Annotated in this window: 25 protein-coding genes; 10 read left to right on the top strand and 15 right to left on the bottom strand. The window is 69.6% G+C overall.

All coding sequences use genetic code 11. The annotated features are described in order from the left end of the window. Positions 1–2: 2 nt before the first annotated feature. Positions 3–602, top strand: a complete 600-nt coding sequence (locus AB0I68_RS36100) for a Uma2 family endonuclease (protein WP_363181637.1) — start codon at positions 3–5, stop codon at positions 600–602. 65 nt (positions 603–667) lie between these two features. Here the strand turns inward: AB0I68_RS36100 and nuoN are convergent, their stop codons facing one another. From nuoN to AB0I68_RS36030, 14 genes are read right to left on the bottom strand one after another with little or no spacing between them, the layout of a single operon-like run. Then, a complete protein-coding gene (gene nuoN / locus AB0I68_RS36095; protein ID WP_363181648.1) occupies positions 668–2,314 on the bottom strand; it encodes an NADH-quinone oxidoreductase subunit NuoN in 1,647 nt (548 codons plus the stop codon). Positions 2,315–2,319: 5 nt separating this feature from the next. Beyond that, entirely contained in the window at positions 2,320–3,912 is a 1,593-nt protein-coding gene (locus AB0I68_RS36090; protein ID WP_363181636.1) for an NADH-quinone oxidoreductase subunit M, read from the bottom strand. A gap of 1 nt (position 3,913) precedes the next feature. Continuing rightward, positions 3,914–5,809 (bottom strand): NADH-quinone oxidoreductase subunit L, encoded by a 1,896-nt coding sequence (gene nuoL / locus AB0I68_RS36085; RefSeq protein WP_363181635.1) that lies wholly within the window; start codon positions 5,807–5,809, stop codon positions 3,914–3,916. 12 nt (positions 5,810–5,821) lie between these two features. Continuing rightward, on the bottom strand, positions 5,822–6,121 hold the full coding sequence (gene nuoK, locus AB0I68_RS36080; RefSeq protein WP_054223348.1) for an NADH-quinone oxidoreductase subunit NuoK: 300 nt from the start codon (positions 6,119–6,121) through the stop codon (positions 5,822–5,824). Then, a complete protein-coding gene (locus tag AB0I68_RS36075) occupies positions 6,118–6,933 on the bottom strand; it encodes an NADH-quinone oxidoreductase subunit J (RefSeq protein WP_363181634.1) in 816 nt (271 codons plus the stop codon). Before AB0I68_RS36075 ends, nuoK begins: the two co-directional genes overlap by 4 nt. Then, complete coding sequence (gene nuoI, locus AB0I68_RS36070) at positions 6,930–7,529, bottom strand: NADH-quinone oxidoreductase subunit NuoI (RefSeq protein WP_363181633.1); 600 nt, start codon at positions 7,527–7,529, stop codon at positions 6,930–6,932. Before nuoI ends, AB0I68_RS36075 begins: the two co-directional genes overlap by 4 nt. Beyond that, positions 7,522–8,892 (bottom strand): NADH-quinone oxidoreductase subunit NuoH, encoded by a 1,371-nt coding sequence (gene nuoH / locus AB0I68_RS36065; protein ID WP_363181632.1) that lies wholly within the window; start codon positions 8,890–8,892, stop codon positions 7,522–7,524. Before nuoH ends, nuoI begins: the two co-directional genes overlap by 8 nt. Continuing rightward, positions 8,889–11,432, bottom strand: a complete 2,544-nt coding sequence (locus AB0I68_RS36060; RefSeq protein WP_363181631.1) for an NADH-quinone oxidoreductase subunit G — start codon at positions 11,430–11,432, stop codon at positions 8,889–8,891. The genes nuoH and AB0I68_RS36060 overlap by 4 nt, the downstream gene beginning before the upstream one ends. Then, complete coding sequence (gene nuoF, locus AB0I68_RS36055) at positions 11,429–12,775, bottom strand: NADH-quinone oxidoreductase subunit NuoF (RefSeq protein ID WP_363181630.1); 1,347 nt, start codon at positions 12,773–12,775, stop codon at positions 11,429–11,431. The genes AB0I68_RS36060 and nuoF overlap by 4 nt, the downstream gene beginning before the upstream one ends. Next, on the bottom strand, positions 12,775–13,521 hold the full coding sequence (nuoE, locus tag AB0I68_RS36050; RefSeq protein ID WP_363181629.1) for an NADH-quinone oxidoreductase subunit NuoE: 747 nt from the start codon (positions 13,519–13,521) through the stop codon (positions 12,775–12,777). Before nuoE ends, nuoF begins: the two co-directional genes overlap by 1 nt. Beyond that, positions 13,518–14,858 carry an NADH-quinone oxidoreductase subunit D gene (locus AB0I68_RS36045; protein WP_363181627.1) on the bottom strand — a complete coding sequence of 447 codons (1,341 nt, stop codon included), beginning with the start codon at positions 14,856–14,858 and terminating at the stop codon, positions 13,518–13,520. The genes nuoE and AB0I68_RS36045 overlap by 4 nt, the downstream gene beginning before the upstream one ends. Continuing rightward, positions 14,858–15,580, bottom strand: a complete 723-nt coding sequence (locus AB0I68_RS36040) for an NADH-quinone oxidoreductase subunit C (protein WP_363181626.1) — start codon at positions 15,578–15,580, stop codon at positions 14,858–14,860. Before AB0I68_RS36040 ends, AB0I68_RS36045 begins: the two co-directional genes overlap by 1 nt. Next, positions 15,577–16,131 (bottom strand): NADH-quinone oxidoreductase subunit B, encoded by a 555-nt coding sequence (locus AB0I68_RS36035; protein ID WP_189807941.1) that lies wholly within the window; start codon positions 16,129–16,131, stop codon positions 15,577–15,579. Before AB0I68_RS36035 ends, AB0I68_RS36040 begins: the two co-directional genes overlap by 4 nt. Before the next feature lie 14 nt (positions 16,132–16,145). Continuing rightward, the gene (locus AB0I68_RS36030; RefSeq protein ID WP_030028256.1) at positions 16,146–16,505 is read right to left on the bottom strand and encodes an NADH-quinone oxidoreductase subunit A; all 360 of its coding nucleotides are present in this window, start codon (positions 16,503–16,505) and stop codon (positions 16,146–16,148) included. 743 nt (positions 16,506–17,248) lie between these two features. On the opposite strand from AB0I68_RS36030, the gene AB0I68_RS36025 reads away from it, so the two are divergent. The 3 genes from AB0I68_RS36025 (at position 17,249) to AB0I68_RS36015 (ending at position 20,432) form a co-directional block, all read left to right on the top strand. Then, a complete protein-coding gene (locus AB0I68_RS36025; protein ID WP_363181625.1) occupies positions 17,249–18,076 on the top strand; it encodes an NlpC/P60 family protein in 828 nt (275 codons plus the stop codon). A 222-nt stretch (positions 18,077–18,298) separates the two neighbouring features. Continuing rightward, positions 18,299–18,619, top strand: a complete 321-nt coding sequence (locus AB0I68_RS36020) for a hypothetical protein (protein ID WP_363181624.1) — start codon at positions 18,299–18,301, stop codon at positions 18,617–18,619. Positions 18,620–18,704: 85 nt separating this feature from the next. Next, a complete protein-coding gene (locus AB0I68_RS36015) occupies positions 18,705–20,432 on the top strand; it encodes a recombinase family protein (RefSeq protein WP_363181623.1) in 1,728 nt (575 codons plus the stop codon). Between the two features lie 394 nt (positions 20,433–20,826). Here AB0I68_RS36015 and AB0I68_RS36010 read toward each other — a convergent pair whose 3' ends face one another. Then, positions 20,827–21,273 (bottom strand): helix-turn-helix transcriptional regulator, encoded by a 447-nt coding sequence (locus tag AB0I68_RS36010; protein WP_363181622.1) that lies wholly within the window; start codon positions 21,271–21,273, stop codon positions 20,827–20,829. 205 nt (positions 21,274–21,478) lie between these two features. On the opposite strand from AB0I68_RS36010, the gene AB0I68_RS36005 reads away from it, so the two are divergent. From AB0I68_RS36005 to AB0I68_RS35980, 6 genes are all read left to right on the top strand, one after another. Further along, a complete protein-coding gene (locus AB0I68_RS36005) occupies positions 21,479–21,619 on the top strand; it encodes a hypothetical protein (protein ID WP_363181621.1) in 141 nt (46 codons plus the stop codon). Beyond that, the gene (locus AB0I68_RS36000; protein ID WP_363181620.1) at positions 21,616–21,909 is read left to right on the top strand and encodes a hypothetical protein; all 294 of its coding nucleotides are present in this window, start codon (positions 21,616–21,618) and stop codon (positions 21,907–21,909) included. The genes AB0I68_RS36005 and AB0I68_RS36000 overlap by 4 nt, the downstream gene beginning before the upstream one ends. Further along, positions 21,906–22,964, top strand: coding sequence for a lambda-exonuclease family protein (locus AB0I68_RS35995; protein ID WP_363181619.1), 1,059 nt, complete (start codon positions 21,906–21,908; stop codon positions 22,962–22,964). Before AB0I68_RS36000 ends, AB0I68_RS35995 begins: the two co-directional genes overlap by 4 nt. Next, positions 22,961–23,863: a recombinase RecT gene (locus AB0I68_RS35990; RefSeq protein WP_363181618.1), complete on the top strand. Its 903-nt coding sequence runs from the start codon at positions 22,961–22,963 to the stop codon at positions 23,861–23,863. The genes AB0I68_RS35995 and AB0I68_RS35990 overlap by 4 nt, the downstream gene beginning before the upstream one ends. Before the next feature lie 186 nt (positions 23,864–24,049). Then, positions 24,050–24,997, top strand: coding sequence for a mucin-2 (locus AB0I68_RS35985; RefSeq protein ID WP_363181616.1), 948 nt, complete (start codon positions 24,050–24,052; stop codon positions 24,995–24,997). Beyond that, positions 24,994–25,806 (top strand): hypothetical protein, encoded by an 813-nt coding sequence (locus AB0I68_RS35980; protein WP_363181615.1) that lies wholly within the window; start codon positions 24,994–24,996, stop codon positions 25,804–25,806. The genes AB0I68_RS35985 and AB0I68_RS35980 overlap by 4 nt, the downstream gene beginning before the upstream one ends. Positions 25,807–26,066 lie beyond the last annotated feature (260 nt).

Genomic DNA, 26,066 nt, shown 5'->3' with positions numbered 1-26,066 from the left:
CCATGGGAGCACTGATGAACCCGGATTACAGCTGGCCGGAGCCACCCGAGGGCGGCTGGACCGCGGACGACCTGGACACGCTTCCGAATCTGCCTCCTCACACGGAGCTGATCGACGGGAGCCTGGTTTTCGTGAGTCCGCAGACTCGTTTCCACGTGCGTGCGGTGAGTTTTTTCGAACGGCGGCTGAGCGCCTTGGCGCCGGACGAGCTCGATGTGCTGCGGGAGTTCACCATCGACATCGACCGTCGGAACCGTCCGGAGCCGGATGTCATCGTGGTACCCGCGGAAGACGACGAGGATCCCAACCAGACCCGGCTTCCGGCCGAGTCCGTCCGGCTCGCCGTCGAAGTGGTGTCCCCGGAATCGGTCAGCCGCGTCCGCGAGACCAAACCCGTGAAGTACGCCCGCGCCAAGATCCCCCACTTCTGGCGGGTCGAGAACCAGGATGGCCGGGCAGTGGTCTACGTCTTCGAGCGCGAACCGGCCACCGGCTCCTATACGAGTACCGGGATCTTCCATGACCGGCTGAAGGTCTCCGTCCCCTTCCCCATCGACCTGGACCTCACCGAGATCTGGCCGAAGCGGCGGGGGCCGGAGTAGCCGGCACACGTCAGGGCCCGGCTCCCTCGGGGGGAGCCGGGCCCTGACACGTACGTGGTGGGGAACTACCGTACGAACGTGCTCGCCTGCCCCGCCAGGTCCAGGAAGTACTGCGGCGCCAGACCCAGGACCAGGGTCACCGCCACGCCCGCCGCGATCGTCGTCATCGTCAGCGGCGACGGGACGGCCACCGTCGGGCCGTCCGGCTTCGGCTCGCTGAAGAACATCAGGACGATCACCCGGATGTAGAAGAACGCGGCGATCGCGGACGAGATGACACCGACCACGACCAGCACCCCCGCGCCGCCCTCCGCCGCCGCCTTGAACACGGCGAACTTGCCGGAGAAGCCCGACGTCAGCGGGATGCCGGCGAAGGCCAGCAGGAAGACCGCGAAGACCGCCGCCGTCAGCGGGGAACGGCGGCCCAGACCCGCCCACTTGGACAGGTGCGTCGCCTCACCGCCCGCGTCGCGCACCAGTGTGACCACCGCGAAGGCGCCGATCGTCACGAAGGAGTACGCGCCCAGGTAGAACAGGACGGACTGGACGCCCTGCGCCGACGTCGCGATCACACCGGCCAGGATGAAGCCCGCGTGCGCGATCGAGGAGTACGCGAGCAGGCGCTTGACGTCGGTCTGGGTCACCGCGATCACCGCACCGGCCAGCATCGTCACGATGGCCACGCCCCACATCACCGGCCGCCAGTCCCACCGCAGGCCCGGGAGGACGACGTACAGCAGGCGCAGGAGAGCCCCGAACGCGGCCACCTTCGTCGCCGCCGCCATGAAGCCCGTGACCGGGGTCGGGGCGCCCTGGTAGACGTCCGGGGTCCACATGTGGAACGGGACCGCGCCGACCTTGAAGAGCAGGCCCATCAGGATCATCGCCCCGCCGATCAGCAGCAGCGCGTCGTTGCCCATGGTGTCGGCGAGCGCCGGGTCGATCTTCGTGACCGTGCCGTCGACCACGTCGGCGATCGCCGCGTACGAGACCGAGCCCGCGTACCCGTAGACCAGCGCGATACCGAAGAGGAAGAAGGCCGAGGAGAACGAACCGAGCAGGAAGTACTTGACCGCCGCCTCCTGCGACATCAGCCGCTGGCGGCGGGCGACGGCGCAGAGCAGGTACAGCGGGAGGGAGAAGACCTCCAGCGCCACGAACAGCGTCAGCAGGTCGTTGGCCGCCGGGAAGATCAGCATGCCGGAGATCGCGAACAGCACCAGCGGGAAGACCTCGGTGGTGGTGAAGCCCGCCTTGACGGCGGCCTTCTCGCTCTCGCTGCCCGGTACGGACGCCGCCTGCGCGGCGAAGGAGTCCACCCGGTTGCCGTGCGCGGCCGGGTCCAGGCGCCGCTCGGCGAAGGTGAAGACCGCGACGATCGAGGACAGCAGGATGATGCCCTGGAGGAACAGCGCCGGGCCGTCCACGGCCACGGCGCCCATCGCCGCGATGTGCGCCTTGTCGCCCGCGTACCCGCCGGCGGCGAGGCCGACGACCGCCGCGAAGGCCGAGGCCAGCGCGGCGACGGCGAGGAACACCTGGACGTAGTAGCGGGACTTGCGCGGTACGAAGGCCTCGACGAGGACTCCGATGACCGCCGCGCCCACCACGATCAGTGTGGGCGCGAGCTGTGCGTACTCGATGTGCGGGGCCGGGATCCGGTCGACCGGTTCCGCGGCCGCCAGCGTCAGCAGCCCTTGGGCAGCAGCCATGGTGCTCACTTCGCCGCCTCCCCGTTCTTGGCCTCGACAGCCACCTGTGGCTTCGGGTCCTTTTCGTGTACGTCGGACATGGTGTGCCTCACCGCCGGGTTGACGATCTCGGTGAGCGGCTTCGGGTACACGCCCAGCGCGATCAGCAGCGCGATCAGCGGGGCGACCACCAGCACCTCCCGCAGGTGCAGGTCCTTCATCGTGCGGACCTCCTCCTTCACGGGGCCGGTCATCGTGCGCTGGTAGAGCACCAGGGTGTAGAGCGCGGCGAGCACGATGCCGATGGTGGCGATGACGCCGATGACCGGGTACCGGGCGAACGTGCCGACCAGGACCAGGAATTCGCTGACGAAGGGCGCCAGGCCCGGCAGCGACAGCGTGGCGAGGCCGCCGATCAGGAAGGTGCCGGCCAGCACCGGGGCCACCTTCTGCACACCGCCGTAGTCGGCGATGAGCCGGGACCCGCGCCGCGTGATCAGGAAGCCGGCCACCAGCATCAGCGCCGCCGTCGAGAGCCCGTGGTTGACCATGTACAGCGTGGCGCCCGACTGCCCCTGGGAGGTCATCGCGAAGATGCCCATGATGATGAACCCGAAGTGGGAGATCGAGGCGTATGCGACCAGCCGCTTGATGTCGCGCTGCCCGACCGCGACCAGCGCGCCGTAGACGATGCTGATCAGGGCCAGGACGAGGATCACCGGCGTGGCCCACTTGCTGGCGTCCGGGAAGAGCCCGAGGCAGAAGCGGAGCATCGCGAAGGTGCCGACCTTGTCGACGACCGCGGTGATCAGTACGGCGACCGGGGCGGTGGCCTCGCCCATCGCGTTCGGCAGCCAGGTGTGCAGCGGCCACAGCGGGGCCTTCACCGCGAAGGCGAAGAAGAAGCCGAGGAACAGCAGCCGCTCGGTGTTGGTCGCCATGTCGAGCGTGCCCGCGGCGCGGGCGGCGGTGATCTCCTGGAGCGAGAAGTTCCCGGCGACCACGTACAGGCCGATGACGGCGGCCAGCATGATGAGGCCGCCGGCCAGGTTGTAGAGGAGGAACTTGACCGCCGCGTACGAGCGCTGCGCGGCCGCGTTCTCGTCGGACCCGGCATGGGCGCGGTCCCCGAAGCCACCGATGAGGAAGTACATCGGGATGAGCATGGCTTCGAAGAAGATGTAGAAGAGGAAGACGTCGGTGGCCTCGAAGGAGATGACCACCATCGCCTCGACCAGCAGGATCAGGGCGAAGAAGCCCTGCGTCGGCCGCCAGCGCGAGGATGCGGTCTCCAGGGGGTCGGCGTCGTGCCAGCCGGCCCCGATGACGAAGGGGATCAGCAGGGCGGTGAGCGCGATCAGCGCCACCCCGATCCCGTCGACGCCCAGTTCGTAGCGGACGCCGAAGTCGGGGATCCAGGGGTGCGATTCGGTGAGCTGGTAGCGGGCGCCGGCGGGATCGAAGCGGACCGCGACGAGCACGGCCAGGGCCAGCGTCGCCAGCGAGAAGAGCAGCGCGAGCCATTTGGCGGCGGTCCTGCGGGCGGCCGGGACGGCCGCCGTCAGGATGGCGCCGGCCGCGGGGACCGCGGCCGTCACCGTCAGAAGCGGGAAACTCATCTCACACCGCCCTCATCAGCAGGGTCGCGGCGATGAGGATCGCCGTGCCCCCGAACATCGAGACCGCGTAGCTGCGGGCGTAGCCGTTCTGCAGCTTGCGCAGCCGGCCCGACAGTCCGCCGACCGAGGCGGCCGTCCCGTTGACCACCCCGTCGACCAGGCTGTGGTCGACGTACACGAGCGAGCGGGTCAGGTGCTCCCCGCCGCGCACCAGCACGACGTGGTTGAAGTCGTCCTGGAGCAGGTCCCGGCGGGCCGCCCGGGTGAACCAGCTGCCGCGCGGGGCGACCACCGGGACGGGCTTCCTGCCGTACTGGGCGTACGCGGCTCCCACGCCGATGAGCAGGACCACGACCGTCGAGGCGGTGATGGCGGCGGCGCTCAGCGGCGGGTTTCCGTGCTCGAAGGAGGTGACCGGCTCGAGCCACTTCACGAAGGCCTCGTTGATGCTGAACAGGGCTCCGGCGAAGACCGATCCGAAGGCCAGGATGACCATCGGGAGGGTCATGGACTTCGGGGACTCGTGCGGGTGCGGCTCGTGCCCGTGCTCGTCGGGCTGCCAGCGCTTCTCGCCGAAGAAGGTCAGCAGCATCACGCGGGTCATGTAGAACGCGGTGATGGCCGCGCCCAGCAGGGTGACCGCCCCGAGGATCCAGCCCTCGGTGCCGCCCTTCGCGAAGGCCGCCTCGATGATCTTGTCCTTGGACCAGAAGCCCGACAGGCCCGGGAAGCCGATGATGGCGAGGTAGCCGAGGCCGAAGGTCACGAAGGTGACCGGCATGTACTTTCGCAGGCCGCCGTAGCGCCGCATGTCGACCTCGTCGTTCATCCCGTGCATCACGGAACCCGCACCGAGGAAGAGGCCGGCCTTGAAGAAGCCGTGCGTCACCAGGTGCATGATCGCGAAGGCATAGCCGATGGGGCCGAGGCCCGCGGCCAGGATCATGTACCCGATCTGCGACATCGTCGAGCCGGCGAGGGCCTTCTTGATGTCGTCCTTCGCGCAACCGACGATCGCACCGAAGAGGAGCGTGACCCCGCCGACCACGACGACCGCGGTCTGCGCGTCCGGCGCGGCGTTGAAGATCGCCCCGGAGCGGGTGATGAGGTACACGCCGGCGGTGACCATGGTCGCCGCGTGGATCAGGGCCGAGACCGGGGTCGGGCCCTCCATCGCGTCCCCGAGCCAGGACTGGAGCGGGACCTGGGCCGACTTGCCGCACGCGGCGAGCAGCAGCAGCAGGGCGATCGCCGTCAGCTTGCCCTCGGTCGCGTTGCCCACCGAGGCGAACACCGGCCCGAAGGCGAAGGTCCCGAAGGTGGTGAACAACAGCATGATCGCGATCGACAGGCCCATGTCGCCGACCCGGTTGACCAGGAAGGCCTTCTTCGCGGCGGTCGCCGCACTCGGCTTGTGCTGCCAGAAGCCGATGAGCAGGTACGAGGCGAGGCCGACGCCCTCCCACCCGACGTACAGCAGCAGGTAGTTGTCGGCGAGGACCAGCAGCAGCATCGCCGCGAGGAACAGGTTCAGGTAGCCGAAGAAGCGGCGGCGGCGGTCGTCGTGCTCCATGTACCCGATCGAGTACACGTGGATGAGCGTGCCCACCCCGGTGATCAGCAGGACGAACGTCATCGACAGCTGGTCCAGCTGGAACGCGACGTCCGCGTGGAAGCGCTCGACCAGGATCCAGGTGTACAGCTTCTGGTGCAGGGTCCGGTCGTCGGCGCCGCGTCCCAGCATGTCGGCGAACAGGGCCACGCCGATGCCGAAGGAGGCGGCGGCGAGCAGGGTGCCGAGCCAGTGGCCGGCCTTGTCGAGGCGCCGGCCGCCGCACAGCAGCACCGCCGCTCCGAGCAGGGGCGCCGCGATCAGCAGCCCAATCAGATTCTCCACTGTGAGCGCCCCTTACAGCTTCATCAGGCTGGCGTCGTCGACCGAGGCCGAGTGGCGGGTACGGAACAGCGACACGATGATCGCGAGGCCCACCACGACCTCCGCGGCGGCGACGACCATCGTGAAGAAGGCGATGATCTGGCCGTCGAGGTTGCCGTGCATCCGGGAGAAGGTGACGAAGGCGAGGTTGCAGGCATTGAGCATCAGCTCGATACACATGAACAGCACGATCGCGTTCTTCCGGATCAGCACTCCGGCGGCGCCGATGGTGAACAGCAGCGCCGACAGGTACAGGTAGTTGACCGGGTTCACTTCGAGGCCTCCTCACGGCCGAGCCGCTCGGCCGACCGCTGCTCCAGCGCCTTCAGGTCCTCCAGCGCCTCGCTGGAGACGTCCCGGATCTGGCCGCGGGCACGCAGCGTCTTGCTGACGGTCAGCTCGGAGGGGGTGCCGTCCGGCAGCAGACCGGCGACGTCCACCGCGTTGTGCCGGGCGTAGACGCCGGGCGCGGGCAGCGGCGGGAGCTGTACGCCCTCGCGGACGCGCCGCTCGGCGAGTTCGCGCTGCGTGGCCGCCCGCTCGGCGCGCTCGCGGTGGGTGAGGACCATCGCGCCGACGGCGGCCGTGATCAGCAGCGCGCCGGTGATCTCGAAGGCGAACACGTACTTGGTGAAGATCAGCGTGGCCAGACCCTCCACGTTCCCGGCGGAGTTGATCCGGCCGAGCCCGTTGAAGTGGTTGAGCTGGGCGTGGCGGATGCCGGCGATCAGCAGGATGCCGAAACCGAGCCCGCACAGGGCGGCCAGCCAGCGCTGCCCCTTGAGGGTCTCCTTCAGGGAGTCGGCGGCGGTGACGCCGACGAGCATGACCACGAAGAGGAACAGCATCATGATCGCGCCGGTGTAGACGATGATCTGGACCACGCCCAGGAAGTACGCCCCGTTGGCGAGGTAGAAGACCGCCAGGACGATCATCGTCCCGGCCAGGCTCAGCGCGCTGTGCACGGCCTTCTTCATCAGGATCGTGGACAGCGCGCCGACGACGGCGACGGTGGCGAGGACCCAGAACTGCACGGCCTCACCGGTGGAGGTGACCGTGGTGGTGGCCGCGGCGATCGTGCTCACGCCCCCACCCCCTCGGAGGGCGTCGCCTGCTCGCCCTTGGAGACCGCCGCCTGCCGCTCCGTACCGGGGGCCGCCCCGGTCACCAGCCCGCGGTAGTAGTCCTGCTCGTCCATGCCCGGGAAGATCGAGTGCGGCGTCTCCACCATGCCCTCGGTCAGGCCGGCGAGCAGCTGCTCCTTGGTGTAGATGAGCGATTCGCGGCTGACGTCGGCCAGTTCGAACTCGTTGGTCATCGTCAGCGCCCGCGTCGGGCAGGCCTCGATGCACAGCCCGCACAGGATGCAGCGGGCGTAGTTGATCTGGTAGACCCGGCCGTACCGCTCACCCGGGGAGTAGCGCTCCTCCTCGGTGTTGTCCGCGCCCTCCACGTAGATGGCGTCGGCGGGACAGGCCCAGGCGCACAGCTCGCACCCGATGCACTTCTCCAGACCGTCCGGGTGCCGGTTCAGCTGGTGCCGTCCGTGGAAGCGCGGAGCGGTGGTCTTCTGCTGCTCCGGGTACTGCTCGGTGAGGCGCTTCTTGAACATGGCCTTGAAGGTCACGCCGAAGCCGGCCACCGGGTTCTGCCACTTCTCGTTCTGGTCCGCGTCAGGCATTCTCAGCACCCTCCTCTCGGTCACTGTCAGTATTCGTCCCGCCACTGACAATCAGCTCCCGCTCACTGCGAGGCCGCCTGCGCGGTACGGGTGCCAGGTGCTGGCCGGGCTTGGGCGGTACGGGGAATCCGCCCGCCAGCGGGTCGAAGGACTCGGCCGCGGCGGCCTCGACGGCCTGCTCGGCGGCCGTCTTCTCCTTCCGGTCGCGGAAGAGGTCCGCGACGAAGGACAGCAGCAGGATCGCGACGACCGCGCCGCCGACGTACAGGACGATCTCCGAGAAGTCGTAGCGCTCGTTGCGCAGCGCCCGGACGGTCGCCACCAGCATCAGCCAGACCACGGAGACCGGAATCAGGATCTTCCAGCCGAGCTTCATCAGCTGGTCGTAGCGGACACGGGGCAGTGTGCCGCGCAGCCAGATGAAGAAGAACAGCAGCAGCTGGACCTTGATGACGAACCAGAGCATCGGCCACCAGCCGTGGTTCGCGCCCTCCCAGTACGTGGAGATCGGCGCGGGGGCCCGCCAGCCGCCGAGGAAGAGGGTGACCGAGACCGCCGAGACGGTGACCATGTTGACGTACTCGGCCAGCATGAACAGCGCGAACTTGATGGAGGAGTACTCGGTGTTGAAGCCGCCGACGAGGTCGCCCTCGGACTCCGGCATGTCGAACGGCGCGCGGTTCGTCTCGCCGACCATGGTGATGACGTAGATGATGAACGACACCGGCAGCAGCACGATGTACCAGCGGTCCGCCTGTGCCTCCACGATCGCCGAGGTCGACATCGACCCGGAGTAGAGGAAGACGGAGGCGAAGGCCGCGCCCATCGCGATCTCGTACGAGATCATCTGCGCGCAGGAGCGCAGGCCGCCGAGCAGCGGGTACGTCGAGCCCGAGGACCAGCCGGCCAGGACGATGCCGTAGATGCCGACCGAGGCGACCGCGAGGATGTAGAGCATCGCGATCGGCAGGTCGGTCAGCTGCATCGTGGTGCGCTGGCCGAAGATGGAGACCTCGTCGCCGGGCGGCCCGAAGGGGATCACCGCGATGGCCATGAAGGCCGGGACCGCCGCGATGATCGGGGCCAGGACGTACACCACCTTGTCGGCCCGCTTGACGATGATGTCTTCCTTGAGCATCAGCTTCACGCCGTCGGCGAGCGACTGGAGCATGCCCCAGGGGCCGTGCCGGTTCGGGCCGATGCGCAGCTGCATCCAGGCGACGACCTTGCGCTCCCACACGATGGAGAAGAGCACGGTCACCATCAGGAAGGCGAAGCAGAACACCGCCTTGACGACGACGAGCCACCAGACGTCCCTGCCGAACAGGGAGAGGTCCTCGGCTGCGAGCTGTACCGCGTTCACGCGCCCACCTCCGCATCGGTGCCGCTGCTGTCGGCCGGGGTCGCCGGGCCGATCCGTACGAGGGTGCCCGGGTGGGCCCCGGTGTCGGCGAGGACGCCGTGCCCGGTGGAGTTCAGCGGGAGCCAGACGACCCGGTCGGGCATCTCGGTGATCCGCAGCGGCAGTTCCACGGAGCCGGCCGGGCCGGTCACCGCGAGGACGTCGCCGTTCTTGACGCCCGTCTCGGCGGCCGTGGCGGCCGACAGCCGGGCGCTCGCCTCGTGCCGGGTGCCGGCCAGGGCGTCGTCGCCCTCCTGGAGCAGGCCCCGGTCGAGGAGGAGCCGGTGGCCCGCGAGGACCGCCTCGCCCGCCCCGGGGCGGGGCGGCGGCGCGGTGTCCACGGACTGCCCGGTGGCGCGCTCCCCGGTCCACGGGCCGAGCGCGTCGAGCTCACGGCGTACGGCGTGTACGTCGGGCAGCGCGATCGGCCGGTCGGCCGCGTCGGCCAGCATGTGCAGCACGCGGGCGTCGGCGGGGGCGAGCGCGCGGGTCATCTGGTCGGGCTTGAGCGCGGCCTCGAAGGGCCGGACCCGGCCCTCCCAGTTGATGAACGCGCCCGCCTTCTCGGCGACGGCGGCGACCGGGAAGACCACGTCCGCGTGGTCGGTGACCTGGCTGGGCCGCAGTTCCAGCGAGACCACGAAGGCCTCCTGGAGGGCGGCCAGCGCGCGGGCCGGGTCCGGCAGGTCGGCGACCTCGACGCCCGCGACCAGCAGGGCGGAGAGCTCGCGGCCGGCGGCGGCCTCGACGATCTGGCCGGTGTCGCGGCCGTAGCGGTGCGGGAGCTCGTCCAGCCCCCAGGCGGTGGCGACCTCGTCGCGGGCCCGCGGATCGGTGGCCGGACGGGCCCCCGGCAGCAGCGACGGCAGCGCGCCCGCCTCGACGGCGGCCCGCTCCCCGGCCCGGCGCGGGATCCACACCAGCTGCGCGCCGGTGGCGGCGGCGGCCCGTACGGCGGCGGTCAGCGCGCCGGGCACGCCCGCGAGGCGCTCCCCGACGACGATGACCGCGCCGCTTTGGCCCAGCGCGTCGGCGGCCTCGGCACCGCCGGCCTCCAGGCCGGTCCGGGAGGCCAGTGCGTCGAGCCAGTCGGGCTCGGTGCCGGGGGCGGCGGCCAGCAGGGTGCCGCCCGCCTTCTCCAGGCCGCGGGTGGCGAACGGGGCGAGGGCGAAGGTCCGCTGCTTGTGCTTGCGGTGGGCCTTGCGCAGCCGCAGGAAGACTCCGGGGGCCTCCTCCTCGGACTCGATGCCGACGAGCAGGACGGCGGGCGCCGCCTCCAGCGCGGAGTACGTCACGCCCGCACCTCCCCCGGCCTCCGGCCGGGGGGTGCCCCCAAGGTCCTTGCCGGTGCCGGCGACGGTGGCGGCCAGGAACTCGGCCTCCTCCGCACTGTGGATCCGGGCCCGGAAGTCGATGTCGTTGGTGTCGAGGACCACCCGCGCGAACTTGGCGTACGCGTACGCGTCCTCGACGGTGAGCCGCCCGCCGGTCAGGACGCCCGCCCGGCCGCGCGCTGCGGCGAGCCCGGCGGCCGCGGCCTCCAGGGCCTCGGGCCAGCTGGCCGGCTCCAGCACCCCGGCCGCGTTGCGCACCAGCGGGGTGGTGAGGCGGTCCGGGCGCTGCGCGTAGCGGAACCCGAAGCGGCCCTTGTCGCAGATCCACTCCTCGTTGACCTCGGGGTCCTCGGCGGCCATCCGGCGCAGTACCTTGCCGCGCCGGTGGTCGGTCCGGGTCGCGCAGCCGCCCGCGCAGTGCTCGCACACGCTCGGGGAGGAGACGAGGTCGAACGGGCGGGAGCGGAACCGGTACGCGGCCGAGGTGAGGGCGCCGACGGGGCAGATCTGGATGGTGTTGCCGGAGAAGTACGACTCGAAGGGGTCGCCCTCGCCGATGCCGACCTGCTGGAGCGCGCCGCGCTCGAGCAGCTCGATCATCGGGTCGCCGGCCACCTGGTTGGAGAAGCGGGTGCAGCGCGCGCACAGCACGCACCGCTCGCGGTCCAGCAGCACTTGTGTGGAGATCGGGACGGGCTTCTCGAACGTGCGCTTCCTGCCTTCGAAACGCGAGTCGCTCTGCCCGTGGGACATCGCCTGGTTCTGCAGCGGGCACTCGCCGCCCTTGTCGCAGACCGGGCAGTCCAGCGGGTGGTTGATGAGCAGCAGCTCCATCACACCGCGCTGGGACTTCTCGGCGACCGGGGAGGTCAGCTGCGTCTTGACGACCATGCCGTCGGTGCAGGTGATCGTGCAGGAGGCCATCGGCTTGCGCTGGCCCTCGACCTCGACGATGCACTGGCGGCAGGCGCCGACCGGGTCGAGGAGGGGGTGGTCGCAGAACCGGGGGATCTCGATGCCGATCTGCTCGGCGGCCCGGATGACCAGGGTTCCCTTGGGCACGGACAGTTCGATGCCGTCGATGGTCAGGGAGACCGTGTTTTCGGCGGCCTTCGGCCGCCCCGCTCCCTCGCCGCCACCGGCGGGGGCGTTTGTGGTGACGGTCATGCGTTCACCTCCGTGTCAGCCCAGAGGGTCGACTTCTTGGGGTCGAAGGGGCAGCCCTTGCCCGTGACGTGCTGCTCGTACTCCTCGCGGAAGTACGTGAGGGAGGAGAAGATCGGGCTGGCGGCGCCGTCGCCGAGGGCGCAGAACGACTTGCCGTTGATGTTGTCGGCGATGTCGTTCAGCTTGTCGAGGTCGGACATGACGCCCTTGCCCGCCTCGATGTCGCGCAGCAACTGGACGAGCCAGTAGGTGCCTTCGCGGCAGGGGGTGCACTTGCCGCAGGACTCGTGGGCGTAGAACTCGGTCCAGCGGGTGACGGCCCGCACCACGCAGGTCGTCTCGTCGAAGCACTGGAGCGCCTTGGTGCCGAGCATGGAGCCGGCCGCGCCGACGCCCTCGTAGTCCAGCGGCACGTCCAGGTGCTCGTCCGTGAACATCGGGGTGGAGGAGCCGCCCGGGGTCCAGAACTTCAGCCGGTGCCCGGGCCGCATCCCGCCGCTCATGTCGAGCAGCTGGCGCAGGGTGATGCCGAGCGGGGCCTCGTACTGGCCGGGGCCGGCGACGTGCCCGGAGAGCGAGTACAGGGTGAAGCCGGGGGACTTCTCGGTCCCCATCGACTTGAACCAGTCCTTGCCCTTGTTCAGGATCGCGGGAACCGAGGCGATGGATTCGACGTTGTTCACGACAGTGGGGCACGCGTAGAGCCCCTCGACGGCAGGGAAGGGGGGACGCAGCCGGGGCTGACCGCGCCGGCCTTCGAGGGAGTCGAGGAGTGCCGTCTCCTCGCCACAGATGTACGCGCCCGCTCCCGCGTGCACCGTGATGTCGAGCTTCAGCCCGCTCCCCAGAATGTCTTCCCCGAGGTAGCCGGCCTCGTACGCCTCGCGCACCGCCTCGTGCAGGCGTCGCAGCACCGGCACGACCTCGCCGCGCAGGTAGATGAAGGCGTGCTCCGACCGGATCGCGTAGCAGGCAATGATCATTCCCTCGATGAGGGAATGCGGGTTGGCGAAGAGAAGGGGGATGTCCTTGCAGGTTCCCGGCTCCGACTCGTCCGCGTTCACGACGAGGTAGTGCGGCTTTCCGTCGCCCTGCGGGATGAACTGCCACTTCATTCCGGTGGGGAAGCCCGCGCCGCCGCGGCCGCGCAGACCGGAGTCCTTCACGTATGCGATGAGGTCGTCCGGGGTCATCGCGAGCGCCTTGCGCAGGCCCTCGTACCCCTCGTGGCGCCGGTAGGTCTCCAGCGTCCACGACTGCGGCTCGTCCCAGAACGCCGACAGCACGGGCGCCAGCAGCTTCTCCGGGGCGCCGTTCTCATGCATTTCGGCAGTCACCGTCATCACTCCCCCTCCTCGGTGGCAGCCGAAGCCTCAGCACGCGGGTGCACGACCTTGCCGCGCTGCAGGGACTCGCCGCGCGCGATCCGCAGGCCGATCAGGGAGGCGGGGCCCGCACCGCCGCTCGCCTCGACGGCGCCCTCGCGTTCGTCCGGGAAGCCCGCCAGGATCCGGGCGGTCTCCTTGTACGTGCACAGCGGCGCGCCCCGGGTCGGCGCGACGGGACGGCCGGCGAGCAGGTCGTCGACCATGGCCTTGGCGGACTCGGGGGTCTGGTTGTCGAAGAACTCCCAGTTGACCATCACCACGGGGGCGTAGTCGCAGGCCGCGTTGCACTCGATGTGCTCGAGGGTCACCTTGCCGTCGGGGGTGGTCTCGTTGTTGCCGACCCCGAGGTGCTGCTTGAGCTCGTCGAAGATCGCGTCGCCGCCCATGACCGCGCACAGGGTGTTCGTACAGACGCCGACCTGGTAGTCGCCGGAGGCCTTGCGCCGGTACATCGTGTAGAAGGTGGCCACGGCGGTGACCTCGGCGGTGGTCAGGCCCAGGACCTCGGCGCAGAACCGGATGCCGGTGCGCGAGACGTAGCCCTCCTCCGCCTGGGTCAGGTGCAGCAGCGGCAGCAGCGCGGAGCGGCTGTCGGGGTAGCGGGCGATGACTTCCTTCGCGTCGGCTTCGAGCCGGGCGCGTACCTCGGCCGGGAAGTCGGGTGCCGGAAGCTGGGGCATGCCCAGAGACACGTCGGTCATCGGTCGACGCCTCCCATCACGGGGTCGATGGAGGCGACGGCGACGATGACGTCGGCGACCTGGCCGCCCTCGCACATCGCGGCCATGGCCTGCAGGTTGGTGAAGGACGGATCGCGGAAGTGGACCCGGTAGGGGCGGGTGCCGCCGTCGGAGACGACGTGGACGCCGAGTTCGCCCTTGGGTGACTCGACGGCCGCGTACGCCTGCCCGGCCGGCACCCGGAAGCCCTCGGTCACCAGCTTGAAGTGGTGGATGAGGGCCTCCATGGAGGTGCCCATGATGTTCTTGATGTGGTCGAGCGAGTTGCCGAGACCGTCCGGGCCCATCGCGAGCTGCGCCGGCCAGGCGATCTTCTTGTCGGCGACCATGACCGGGCCCGGCTCCAGCCGTTCCAGGCACTGCTCGACGATCCGCAGGGACTGGCGCATCTCCTCCAGGCGGACCAGGAACCGCCCGTACGAGTCGCAGGTCTCGGTGGTCGGCACGTCGAACTCGTAGGTCTCGTAGCCGCAGTACGGATCCGCCTTGCGCAGGTCGTGCGGCAGGCCGGCGGAGCGCAGGATCGGGCCGGTGGCGCCCAGCGCCATGCAGCCGGTGAGGTCCAGGTAGCCGACGTCCTGCATCCGGGCCTTGAAGATGGGGTTGCCGGTGGCGAGCTTGTCGTACTCCGGCAGGTTCTTCTTCATGGTCTTGAGGAAGTCGCGCAGCTGGTCGACGGCGCCCGGGGGCAGGTCCTGCGCGAGGCCGCCGGGGCGGACGAACGCGTGGTTCATGCGCAGGCCGGTGATCAGCTCGAAGATGTCGAGGATCAGCTCGCGGTCGCGGAAGCCGTAGATCATGATCGTGGTCGCGCCCAGCTCCATGCCGCCGGTGGCGATGCACACCAGGTGGGAGGAGATCCGGTTGAGCTCCATCAGCAGGACGCGGATGACGGTGGCGCGGTCCGGGATCTGGTCGGTGATGCCGAGCAGCTTCTCGACGCCGAGGCAGTACGCCGTCTCGTTGAAGAACGGCGTCAGGTAGTCCATGCGCGTCACGAAGGTGGTGCCCTGCGTCCAGTTCCGGAATTCGAGGTTCTTCTCGATGCCGGTGTGCAGGTAGCCGATGCCGCAGCGGGCCTCGGTGACCGTCTCGCCGTCGATCTCCAGGATCAGCCGGAGCACGCCGTGGGTGGACGGGTGCTGCGGGCCCATGTTGACGACGATCCGCTCGTCGTCGGCCTTGGCCGCCGACTGGACGATCTCGTCCCAGTCGCCGCCGGTGACGGTGTAGACGGTGCCCTCGGTGGTCTCGCGCGCGGAGGCGTGATCGGCGGAGGCGTGGTTTGACGTGGACATCAGCTGTACGACCTCCGCTGGTCGGGAGCCGGGATCTGGGCGCCCTTGTACTCGATGGGGATGCCGCCGAGCGGGTAGTCCTTGCGCTGCGGGAAGCCCTGCCAGTCGTCCGGCATCATGATGCGCGTGAGGGCCGGGTGCCCGTCGAAGACCAGGCCGAAGAAGTCGTACGTCTCGCGCTCGTGCCAGTCGTTCGTCGGGTAGACGGAGACGAGCGACGGGACGTGCGGGTCGCCGTCCGGGACGGACACCTCGAGGCGCAGCACCCGGCCGTGGGTGATCGAGCGCAGGTGGTAGACGGCGTGCAGCTCGCGGCTCTTGTCGTCGGGGAAGTGGACCCCGCTGACGCCGGTGCAGAGCTCGAAGCGCAGGGCCGGGTCGTCGCGCAGGGTGGAGGCCACCCGGACCAGGCGCTCGCGGGCGATGTGGAGCGTCAGCTCGCCCCGGTCGACGACGACCTTCTCGATCGCGTTCTGCGGGAGCAGGTCCTGCTCCTCCAGCGCTCCTTCGAGCTCGTCCACGACCTCGTCGAAGTACGAGCCGTAGGGACGGTGGCTCGCGCCGGGCATGACCACGGCGCGGACCAGGCCGCCGTAACCACTGGTGTCGCCGCCGTTCCGGGCTCCGAACATGCCCTTGCGGACGCCGATCACCTCGGGGCCGCCGGCGGAGCCCCTCGGGGCAGGAACGTTGTTCCCGTTTTCTGGGGAGGTCTCGCTCACCGGAGCAGCCCCTTCATCTCGATCGTGGGAAGGGCCTTGAGGGCCGCGGCCTCCGCCTCGCGGGCCGCCTCTTCCCGGTTCACGCCGAGCTTCGAGCTCTGGATCTTCTGGTGGAGCTTGAGGATCGCGTCCATCAGCATCTCGGGGCGGGGCGGGCAGCCGGGCAGATAGATGTCCACCGGGACGATGTGGTCGACGCCCTGGACAATCGCGTAGTTGTTGAACATTCCACCTGAAGATGCACAAACCCCCATGGAGATGACCCATTTGGGAGCGGGCATCTGGTCGTACACCTGCCGCAGCACCGGCGCCATCTTCTGGCTGACCCGGCCGGCCACGATCATCAGATCGGCCTGGCGCGGGGAGCCGCGGAAGACCTCCATGCCGAAACGGGCCAGGTCGTACCGGCCCGCCCCGGTGGTCATCATCTCGATGGCGCAACAGGCCAGGCCGAAGGTCGCGGGGAAGACGGATGACTTGCGCACCCAGCCCGCGGCCTGTTCGACGGTGGTCAGCAGAAAGCCGCTCGGCAGCTTCTCTTCCAGTCCCATGGGAATTCAGCCCCTCAGTCCCATTCCAGGCCGCCGCGGCGCCACACGTAGGCGTAGGCGACGAAGACGGTGAGCACGAAGAGCAGCATCTCGACGAGCCCGAAGATCCCCAGGGAGTCGAAGGTGACGGCCCAGGGGTAGAGGAAGACAACTTCGATGTCGAAGACGATGAAGAGCATCGCCGTCAGGTAGTACTTGATGGGGAAGCGACCGCCGCCGGCCGGCGTGGGCGTCGGCTCGATGCCGCACTCGTACGCCTCGAGCTTCGCCCGGTTGTACCGTTTTGGGCCGATCAGCGTGGCCATGACCACGGAGAAGATCGCAAACCCTGCGCCGAGGGCGCCGAGCACGAGGATGGGCGCGTACGCATTCACGCTCCTCGCTCCTTCCAGTCGTCCTTGACCGTTGGACCGCTGTGCCGGCGCCGAGCGAGCCGCCTCGCGAAGATCGTGCACATGTGAGGCAGTTCACAAGCCGGACTGGTGCGCATCTTATGCCTGCCGGTCTGTGATCTGCGACACGGGTAACAACACCGAGTTTGTGATCTCCACCACCTGACGAACGATCATGAAGTCAGATGAGCCGTGATCTTCATACGCGAAGCATCCACATGATCACCAAAGGTGACATCCAGCCCCGTTACCGCAGATAGAAGGCCGCTGGCACTATCAAACCATGTCGGGTGCAGGCAAATTTGCGAGATCAAGCCTTGCACGGTAAAGGGATCCCGCATCGCCCGGTCGGGGGAGCCCGGAGGACGGGAGTGGACGCGTGCGCGCATTCACGAGCGCCGGACCCCACCGCACGGCAACTTCACGGCAAGGTCACGAACGGACCACGGCGCCCTCACGGTGAGACGTTTCTGTGACCTGCGCCACGCCGAATTCTTGATTCCGAAAGAGGGCTTGGCCATCTGTGCGCAGGGATGGTAGGCCACGGATCAATTCGGACTTAATACGGAAACCCCTTGATCACAGCCTCGCGAAGGCGTGTCCGATACGTCCGTTACGGCGTCAATAAGACGCGCGACGCGCCCGGTTAGCCCGCTTCGCGCGCAACTGTGGCGCAGACCACGTTTCTTGAAGGGAACCCGGACCCCCTGATAGCGGTTGTCCTCATGTCCCACACCGCTCACATACCCAGCCACCGGAAGCCCCGCCGCAGCGCCTCGAAGCTCGCGGTCCGCGCCGGAGTTGCCGGTGGCGTCCTCAGCACCCTGGCGCTGGCCGGCACGGCGAGCGCGTCCCCGTCCGAACCCGTGACCGAGACGACGCTCGAAATGCCGGTCCTGAACCTGGACCTGGCAGCCGAGGTCTCCTCCGCCGTCACCACCGCCGCGGAGAACACGGCCGCCGCCGCCGTCACCGGCGAGCTGCACGCCCAGGAAGAGCAGGCGCGTACCGGCGCCGCCGCCGAGGCGAAGCAGGCCAAGGAAGACGCCGAGAAGGTCGACGCCGAGAAGAAGGCGAAGGAGGAGGCGGACCGCAAGGCCGCGGCCGAGCGCGCCACCCGCAGCTCCTCCCGCACCTCGCTGCAGAGCACCTCCGCGGCCGACGAGCAGGGCCTGGGCACCGTCACCGCCCCGGCGACCGGCTCCGCCGCCGCCATCGTGAACTTCGCCCGCGCGCAGGTCGGCAAGGCGTACATCAGCGGCGGCACCGGCCCGTCCTCGTTCGACTGCTCCGGCCTCGTCCAGGCCGCCTACCGCCAGGCCGGCATCTCCCTGCCGCGCGTGTCCCAGGACCAGTCCGCGGAGGGCACCTCCGTCTCCCTGAGCGCCCTGCAGCCGGGCGACATCCTGTACTGGGGCCCCCGCGGCAGCGCCTACCACGTCGCCATCTACGTCGGCGGCGGCAAGTTCGTGGGCGCCCAGAACCCCAGCACGGGCATCGTCGAGCGCTCCCTGAGCTACGACAGGCCGACGGGCGCCGTCCGCGTCCTCTGAGGCCCCCAGGGGCCTCAGAGCCCCCTCGCACGGCCGAAGGGCCGGCACTCCCCCGCTCGGGGCGCAGTGCCGGCCCTTCGGCCTGCCCGGGTGGCGGACCGGCGACGGGTTCGGCCCGGCGGAAGGGGCTCCGTCCCGCCTGGCGGGCGGCCCGTGCCGAACCGGCCGAGGCCCTGAGAAGATAGCCGGGCGCAGCGGCCCGATGCAGCGAGGAGGTGACCCGTGGCCTACAAGGCGTACGAGGAGCACGGCACCGGCGGCACCGGCGATCCCACCGCCGTTCCGGCCGCCGTCGGGCTCTTCCTGCTCGCCGTCGGGGGCTGGCTGCTGAACATCGCCCGCCCGTGGCGCAAACCCGGACCTCCCATCACCCTGGGGCTGGGCTGGGCGGTTGCCCTCGCGCTGCTGCTGTGGGGGCTGGTGCTGCTGACCCGCTGCGTACGGACCGTCCACGGCGTGCGGCAGGCCCCGTACGGGGGCGGGCCCAGCGGGAACGAGGAAGCGGACCGAGGCGGGGAGGACCCGGCCCGGCCCGCCACCTAGGGGGTGTCGGCTCCCGCCGTCAGGCCTTCGGTGCCACCTTGGTTTCACCGAGTTAGAGATACTTCGGTTGGGACGAGGGGGGAGCATGAGCCTAGAGACGATCGCAGGGCCGTGGGGGACTCGTAGTCTGGTCGGTCTGCGAGGCGGTCGGTACGCGCGGAAGAGTGCGTACCGAGGCAAGACGAACGGCAAGGGCCGGTCGGTCCGCGAGCAGCTCGACGCCACGCAGTCCGACGCTGATCGCGACGGCGTGAACATCGTTGAGACGTTCATCGACGACGACCGCTCGGCCTCACGCCACGCGGGTGGCCGCGAGCGTGAAGACTTTGAGCGCATGATCGAGTGGATCGAGCAGGGGAAGCTCGACATCGTTTACGCGTGGGCGGCGACGCGCCTGCAACGCGACTTGGCCGTCTACGCCCGTCTGCGCGATGCCTGCGCAAAGCACGGAGTGTTTTGGTGCTACGGGGGCAAGGTCTACGACCTCAGCGACAAGGACGACCGTTTCCGCACGGGTCTCGATGCTCTGATCGGCGAGCGTGAGGTCGACGAGATGCGCGACAACGTGCTGCGGTCCCTGCGCGCGAACGCGATCAATGGCAAGCCGCACGGTCAGCGCGCATACGGATACCGGCGCGTCTACGACCCTCACACCCGCGAGCTGCTGCGAACGGAGAAGGAGCCGGCCGAGGCCGAGATTGTCAATGAGATCTGCAAGGCGGTCGCCGACGGCAAGGCATACAACCAAATCGCTCTGGCCTTGAATGGCCGCGGTGTAACCCCGCCGGCCCGCGAATGGCGCAAGGAACAGATCAAGGCGTTGGCCGAATGGAGGGCAGATCTCCCGGCCAACTCACGGATGCATCCCACATGGGTGGCCCGCCTCGTTGCCCGTGAAGATCTACGCGCCGAGGCTCGCAGCCGCCTGGCGGCGGGCGAGTTGCCCCTCGACATCTCGCAGGATTTCAACGCGCGCCGCGCGCCGCTGCTGCTCGCCCGGTGGCACCCCGCGACGGTCGTCCACTATGCGGCCGACCCGCGATACCTCGGTGCTCGCACCCACCACGGCAAGGTGACGGCCGAGGACGCGTGGCCGGGCATCGTCGACAAGGCAGTGCACGTGCGGGCCCTCGCGATCATCGCCGAGCGCAAGTCGAAGAGGCACAATTCCAGGCCCGGAAAGGCCGTTAACTGGCTTTCAGGCAGCATGGTCTGTGATGTGTGCTCTGTAGCGGTTGGGTCCGGAAGGAACAAGTACGGCCCCTATTACCGGTGTGTGCAGCCCAAGGTCGAGGGCAAGTTCGGCGGTAAGGGCTATCACGTGTCCGGCCTGACCAAGGAGATAGACGCGTACGTCGAGGGCGAGCTCTTCAAGTGGTTGTCCTCGCCGGCGTTCATCGCCGCCTTTACGGAGGGCGACGACGAGGCACTGAACCAGATCGAAGAGGCCGAGGCCGAGGTCGCGATGCTGCGGACGCGTCTCAAGGAGTTCCGTTCCAAGGCGATCGAGGGAGCCCTCTCGGCGGACAGTTTTGCCGAGATCGAAGCCGGTCTCACTCCGAAGATCGCCGCTGCGGAAACGAAGGCGAAGTCACTCAAGGCCCCGTCGGTCGTGCGCGAGATCGTGGGGACCACGCCGGAAGAGGTCGCCAAGGGGTGGGCGACGCTGGATCTTCCGCAGCGGCGCTTGATCGCCGAGACGCTGCTAGATGTGCGGATGAAGAAGGTCCCGCATGGTCCGGGCGTGCCGGCGAAGGAACACGTGTCCCTCGCCCCTCGTATGCCGGTGAAGTCGGCGGCGAGCGCGGCATAGCGGATACGGACTGGCGAAGGGCCGCAGGGGAGCATTCTCCCCTGCGGCCCTTCGTGGTGTTCAGGCTCGCTCGCCGACGGGCGCTTGCGGGGCGCCTCGGTCGACGCCTTCCTGCTCAGCGTGGGGGGCGAGGCCGTTTAGGGCTTGCTGGAGGCTTGCCGCACCTGTGGGGGTGATGTGGCGGCCGTCCATGTCGATCGTGAGTCCGTGTTCGGTGGCGCGGACTACGGTGATTGCTCCGGTATCGAGTTGGGTGCGGATGACGCGGATCAAGGTGGTGCCCCCCTCGTGGCATGACGGACCTTGACTCGAACATATGCACGAGGCAAGACGCCCGAACCACCTTACTCAACCCAACACCGCAGGTCACGCGCATACGACGCGTAGTGATCAGCTAGGAAGACGAGCGGTCCCCTTCGGAAAGTTCCGGCGGAACCTCACCCGCCGCATAGCGCCGCAAGAGCGCCTCAACCTTGGGCATGTCCTTGCGGCCCATGCCGGGGGCGTGCACGACGACGACGGTCGTCTCGTCGTTGCTCATGCCGAACGGATCATCGGCGACCAGGCCGCAATACTGCTGCGATGCGGCGATTCGAACGTCGCGCTCGGGGCGACCGATGGCAGCGGCAACGGCACCCACCACCCCGGGCGAGAGCATGATCGACTTGTTCGCCGCTATCCGGTGCAGAGTCGTGTACCCCACCCCCTCACCCGTCGTGGGGTCGATCGCCCGCTCGGCGAGCTTGCGATACGAAAGCCCTAGCTCTTCCTTCGCGGACCGCAGGAGATCCCCGAAGGGCGTCCCGTACGGAGTCCGCAACGGGTTGTCACTCTCCGGCACTCTCTTGTCTCCGTTCTTGTTTCACAACTCGAACAGTCTCATCTAATCAGCCATTACCCCGAACTGCACACCGATCAATGCCGTTGACGTGCACTTTCTCGCCACCTACGGTTGCCGTTGTTCGACATCTGCAACAACCATCCGGGCACTATGCGGCACTTTGCGCCCTTGGCTGTTCGATATGTGCAACAACGGAGGGGGAGCCGTGCACACCAAGGAGACACCCGCCACACCGACCGGTCCCGAAGAGTGGCCCGAACCGACCGACGATCAGCTCGCCATGATCCGGCGCATCCTCGCCCCGCGTATCCGACAGGTGCGCGACGAGCAGGAGACCGCGGCATGAGAGGCGAACAGCCCGTGAGCCTCGTCGAGTTCGTCGGTCCGCCGCCCAAGCAGCGCAACACCAAGCACTCTCGCATCGCCGCCGATCTTCGGGCGCACCCGAACGTGTGGGGCGTAGTCGGGAAGCCGGCCAGCATCACCCGCGCAGCGTCCGCAGCGCAGGCCATCCGTAACGCGCGTCTTCCGTCGTACTCGCCTGCGGGATCGTTCGAGGCGGTCGCCCGCACGATCACCTCGGGCAACTCGACCGAGCACCGGGTCTACGCCCGCTACGTCGGGGGTGGGCAGTGAGCGGCGCCCCGGCGCCGACGCTGGTCACGCCCACGGGGGTTGTCGTCGCTGCGCCCGGTCTCAACCGCGAGCAGTGGCTGACCACGCGCCGCACGGGAGTTGGCGGCTCGGAGGTCGCCGCGATTCTGGGGATGAGCAAGTACACCTCGCCGACCGAGGTCTACCTCGACAAGGTGGGCGAGCTGCCGCTCGACCGCCCGCTCGATCCCGTCCTCGCCGAGGCCGCATTCTGGGGGCACGAGCACGAGCCGACGGTCGCCCGTGTGTTCTCGGCGCGGACCGGTCTCGGCGTCGTCGAGGGTCCGGGGACGCTCGCGCATGTCGAGCGTCGTTGGATGCTGGCGAACGTCGACCGGTACGTGCTCGCCGAGGGTGACTCGTCGCCGTCGAGCCTGCTGGAGATCAAGACGCGTTCGGCCTATCAGCTCGACGAGTGGCTGCTCGGCGTGCCGGACGGTCCGGCGCTCCAGACGCATTGGTACCTCGCCGTCACCGGGTACGAGCACGCTCACGTCGCTGCGCTGCTCGGCGGTAACCGGCTGCTGATTCACCGCGTCGAGCGCGACGAGACCCTCGTCGAGCACCTCGTCGAAATCGTTGGCCGGTTTTGGCAGGGCGTGATCGATCGCGTCCCGCCGCCGATCGACGGTTCCGAGGCGACCGAGTCCCTGCTCGATCACCTCTACTCGGTCACGGCCGGCGCCGTGGCCGTCGCCGACCCTGCCGAGGTGCTGCCGCTGCTGGAGCGCCGCCGCGAACTCAAGGCACGCGAAGAGCGCACCGCCGACGAGCTGCGCGAGATCGACAACCGGCTGAAAGCCACCGCAGGCGAGGCCGAGGTCGTCAAGACGCAGGGGGCCGTCGCGTTCACGTGGAAGCAGAACGGGCCGCTCTCGCAGAAACGATTCACCACCGCGCACCCAGACCTCGCGCAGCAGTACACGCACCGCGTCGACGCGCTCGATACCGCGCGCCTCGCCGCCGAGCGCCCCGACGAGTTCCGGGCGCACCTCGCCCGACGCCTCGTCGTCCCGAAGGAGAACACCGCAGCATGACCAGCAATCTCGCCGACCGCGTCGCCACCCGAGGCGCGCAGACCCGTACGCCCGCCGTCCCCGCCACCCGAGCCGCGCAACCGGCCGCCACGCTCGTGCAGTTCGTGCAGCAGATGCGGCCGGAGATCGAGCGCGCGCTGCCCGCGCACATGGGCGGCGCCGACCGTATCGCCCGGATCGCGCTTACCGAGCTGCGCAGGGTCGAGCACCTCGCCGAGTGCAGCCGCGAGTCGTTCGCCGGCGCCCTGATGACCTGCTCGGCCCTCGGGCTGGAGCCGGGCGGCGTGTCCGGCGAGGCGTACCTGCTGCCGTTCTGGAACAAGAAGATCCGCGGGTACGAGGTACAGCTCGTCATCGGCTACCAGGGCATGATCAAGCTGTTTTGGCAGCACCCGCTCGCCGCCGGCCTCGACACCGGCACCGTGCACGAGGGCGACGAGTTCGAGTACGAGTACGGACTCGACCCCAAGCTGCGGCACATTCCGGCGCGCGGCTCGGCAAGGGGTCCGGCGACGCACTACTACGCCGTTGCCCGACTGGCCAACGGGGGAAGCGCGTTCGTGGTGCTCGACGTCGACGACGTCGAGGCGATCCGCAAGCGGAGCAAGGCGAAGGATTTCGGTCCGTGGTCCACGGACTACGACGCGATGGCCTGCAAGACCGCCGTACGGCAGTTGTTCAAGCTGCTGCCCAAGTCGGCCGAGCTTGCCCGCGCCGTGGCCCATGACGGGACCGTGCGGCGCGATGCGACCCCCGAGGGGCTCGACGTGCCCGGGGAATACATCGAGGGCGAGATCGTCGAGCAGCCGTCCGTACAGGGCGGCGAGCAGCCCGCGATCGAGGACGTGCCCTCGCAGTTCGCCGGATGGCCCGAGGCCGCCGAGCCGGCCGCGCAGTGACCCCGGGGCCGGCCATCGACTACCGGTGCCGGCACTGGAGCGGGGCGGGGCGCCGTTACTGCGGCGCCCCGGGCGCCCGCCGTTACCTGCCTGGCTACCGCTGCCCGTTGCACACCCCGGCCGCCCTCGCCGGCCGGCCCGAGCCGGGCACCCCACCCCCCACAGATCAGGAAGGAGTCACCCGCCGTGGCGTGGTTCAAGATCGACGACAGCTCGCACATGCACCCGAAAATCATCAAGGCGGGTAACGCTGCCCTCGGCCTGTGGGTACGGGCGGGCGCCTACTCCGCGCAGCACCTCACCGAGGGCACCGTGCCCGCCGTGGTCGCCCGCCAGTACGGGACCGTCCCGCAGGCACGCAAGCTCGTCTCGGTCGGCCTGTGGCACGAGCACGGGCACACCTGCCCGCGCTGCCCGCAGCCCCCCGTCGGCGACTTCATGGTGCACGACTTTTTCGAGAGCGGAAGGAACTCGACCCGGGCGCAGGTCGAGGCCAACCGGGCCGCCGCTGCGGAGCGCAAGGCGAAGAGCCGCAGGCGAAACGAGGCGCGAATCGTCGACGAATCGGCCGCGGATCGTGCGCGAAACGAGCGCGGATCGGCGACGAATCAGACCCGAAACGCACCCCAGTTTCCGGAGGAATTCGCAGGTCAAGAGGGGGTGTCACACCGTGACGCCGTCGATAGCGTCACAGGCTCCCAAGCCAGCACCAAGCCTTACCCCTCTACTTCCTTCGGAAGTAGAGGTGAACAAGCTAGCCCCGACGGTCCCCGGATCGCCGAGCCCGTACGGCCCCTCGTCGACGCCATGAGCGCCGCCGGAATGGTCGTCTCTTGGGAACTCTCCTCCGCCGAGTGGCTGCTGCTGCACGCCCTGATCGAGCGGTGCGGCGTACAGGTCCTCGTCGACCACGCCGGCGGCGCGTGGCAGGCCGCACGCACCCGCCCCCGCTCCGCCCGCTACTTCGTCTCGGGGTGGCGCTCCCTGCCCACCCCGCCCCCGCGCGCCCCCGGGGCCGGTCCGAACGTCGTACCGCTCAACCCCGGGGCCGCCCGCCCCTCGACCACCGATCAGCGCGTACGCGCCGGCCTCGACCTCGCCGCCCAACTCCGCGAACAGGAGAACGCCCAATGACACCCGCAGACGCTGCCGAAGTCCTCGCCCTGTGCGCCGCGTTCGACCTGCGCACCATCGGCGAAGCGGACGCCCGAGCATGGGCCTACGCCCTGCGCGACGTCCCCCTCGACGACGACACCCGCCGCGCCGTCGCCGACCACTACGGCGTAACCGAGAAGCGGGCAACCCCCGCGGACGTGCGCAGGATTCGCGCCCGTATCCGCGAGGCCCGGATCGGCGCCGCCCACCCGGTCTACAACGGCAACCCGACCGAGACCGGAGCGCAGTTCACCGAGCGCCGCCGCGCGCAGCTCGCCGCCGCGGCCGACGGACACCTGCCCCCGCGGTCGATCACGCAGGCACTCGACGCCGCCCCGCCGGCCGCCGTCCTCGCCCTGGCCGCGGGAGTCGGGCGGTCCGTTGACGAGCAGCCGCGCCCGTACATCACGCCCGAGCAGCGTTCCGCCGTCCGCGCGACCCTGCCCAACCAGCGGGCCGCAATGCCCGCCCTCGCCGTCGCGTGCCCTGTCGAGACCTGTCGAGCAGCACCTCGGCGCCTCTGCAAGCGCGGCGCAGGGGTCGAGCTGCGGATCACTGTCCACGGCCGCCGCCGCGACGCGCACGCCGTCCAGTTCGCCACCTGCCCCGAGTGCGGCGCCGGCCCCGGTCAGCACTGCACCGCGCCCGAGCCCCACCCCGCCCGCATCCGAGCAACGGCGACCGAGGACGACGAGGCCGAGCAGCACCGCCTCGCCCGCCTCATGTCCGCCCCGCCCGTCCCGCGAGAGAACCGCGCCCGCCACACCGCTGGAGGAATGCGCCCATGACCCCGCCCGCTGCCCGCGCCTCGATCGCCGCCCATCTGACCGACACGCTCGACGTGCACCCGCACCTCGCGACGCTCACCGCCGCATCCCTGCTCGACCGCCTCGCTATCGACGGATGGGAGATCAACAACAACCACCACGCGCGACCGGTCGCGGGGGGGGGGGGGGGGGGGGCCGGGCGGGCCCCCCCCCCCCCCGCGCCGCGGGCCCGCCCCCCCCCCCCGCCCGCCCCCCCCGCCCCGCCCCACCGCCCGCCGCAC

The sequence above is a fragment of the Streptomyces sp. NPDC050448 genome, assembly GCF_040655295.1.
GTDB lineage: Bacteria > Actinomycetota > Actinomycetes > Streptomycetales > Streptomycetaceae > Streptomyces.
The sequence above is the reverse complement of the archived record's forward strand: the minus strand, read 5'-3'. Positions and strand labels throughout refer to the sequence as shown.

What these genes read in the sequence shown, in the direction of transcription:
- AB0I68_RS36100 (WP_363181637.1), top strand. Translation starts at nt 3, where the DNA reads ATGGGAGCACTGATGAACCCGGATTACAGCTGGCCGGAGCCACCCGAG.
- nuoN (WP_363181648.1), bottom strand. Translation starts at nt 2,314, where the DNA reads ATGGCTGCTGCCCAAGGGCTGCTGACGCTGGCGGCCGCGGAACCGGTC.
- AB0I68_RS36090 (WP_363181636.1), bottom strand. Translation starts at nt 3,912, where the DNA reads ATGAGTTTCCCGCTTCTGACGGTGACGGCCGCGGTCCCCGCGGCCGGC.
- nuoI (WP_363181633.1), bottom strand. Translation starts at nt 7,529, where the DNA reads ATGCCTGACGCGGACCAGAACGAGAAGTGGCAGAACCCGGTGGCCGGC.
- AB0I68_RS36060 (WP_363181631.1), bottom strand. Translation starts at nt 11,432, where the DNA reads ATGACCGTCACCACAAACGCCCCCGCCGGTGGCGGCGAGGGAGCGGGG.
- nuoF (WP_363181630.1), bottom strand. Translation starts at nt 12,775, where the DNA reads ATGACGGTGACTGCCGAAATGCATGAGAACGGCGCCCCGGAGAAGCTG.
- nuoE (WP_363181629.1), bottom strand. Translation starts at nt 13,521, where the DNA reads ATGACCGACGTGTCTCTGGGCATGCCCCAGCTTCCGGCACCCGACTTC.
- AB0I68_RS36045 (WP_363181627.1), bottom strand. Translation starts at nt 14,858, where the DNA reads ATGTCCACGTCAAACCACGCCTCCGCCGATCACGCCTCCGCGCGCGAG.
- AB0I68_RS36035 (WP_189807941.1), bottom strand. Translation starts at nt 16,131, where the DNA reads ATGGGACTGGAAGAGAAGCTGCCGAGCGGCTTTCTGCTGACCACCGTC.
- AB0I68_RS36025 (WP_363181625.1), top strand. Translation starts at nt 17,249, where the DNA reads ATGTCCCACACCGCTCACATACCCAGCCACCGGAAGCCCCGCCGCAGC.
- AB0I68_RS36015 (WP_363181623.1), top strand. Translation starts at nt 18,705, where the DNA reads ATGAGCCTAGAGACGATCGCAGGGCCGTGGGGGACTCGTAGTCTGGTC.
- AB0I68_RS36000 (WP_363181620.1), top strand. Translation starts at nt 21,616, where the DNA reads ATGAGAGGCGAACAGCCCGTGAGCCTCGTCGAGTTCGTCGGTCCGCCG.
- AB0I68_RS35990 (WP_363181618.1), top strand. Translation starts at nt 22,961, where the DNA reads ATGACCAGCAATCTCGCCGACCGCGTCGCCACCCGAGGCGCGCAGACC.
- AB0I68_RS35980 (WP_363181615.1), top strand. Translation starts at nt 24,994, where the DNA reads ATGACACCCGCAGACGCTGCCGAAGTCCTCGCCCTGTGCGCCGCGTTC.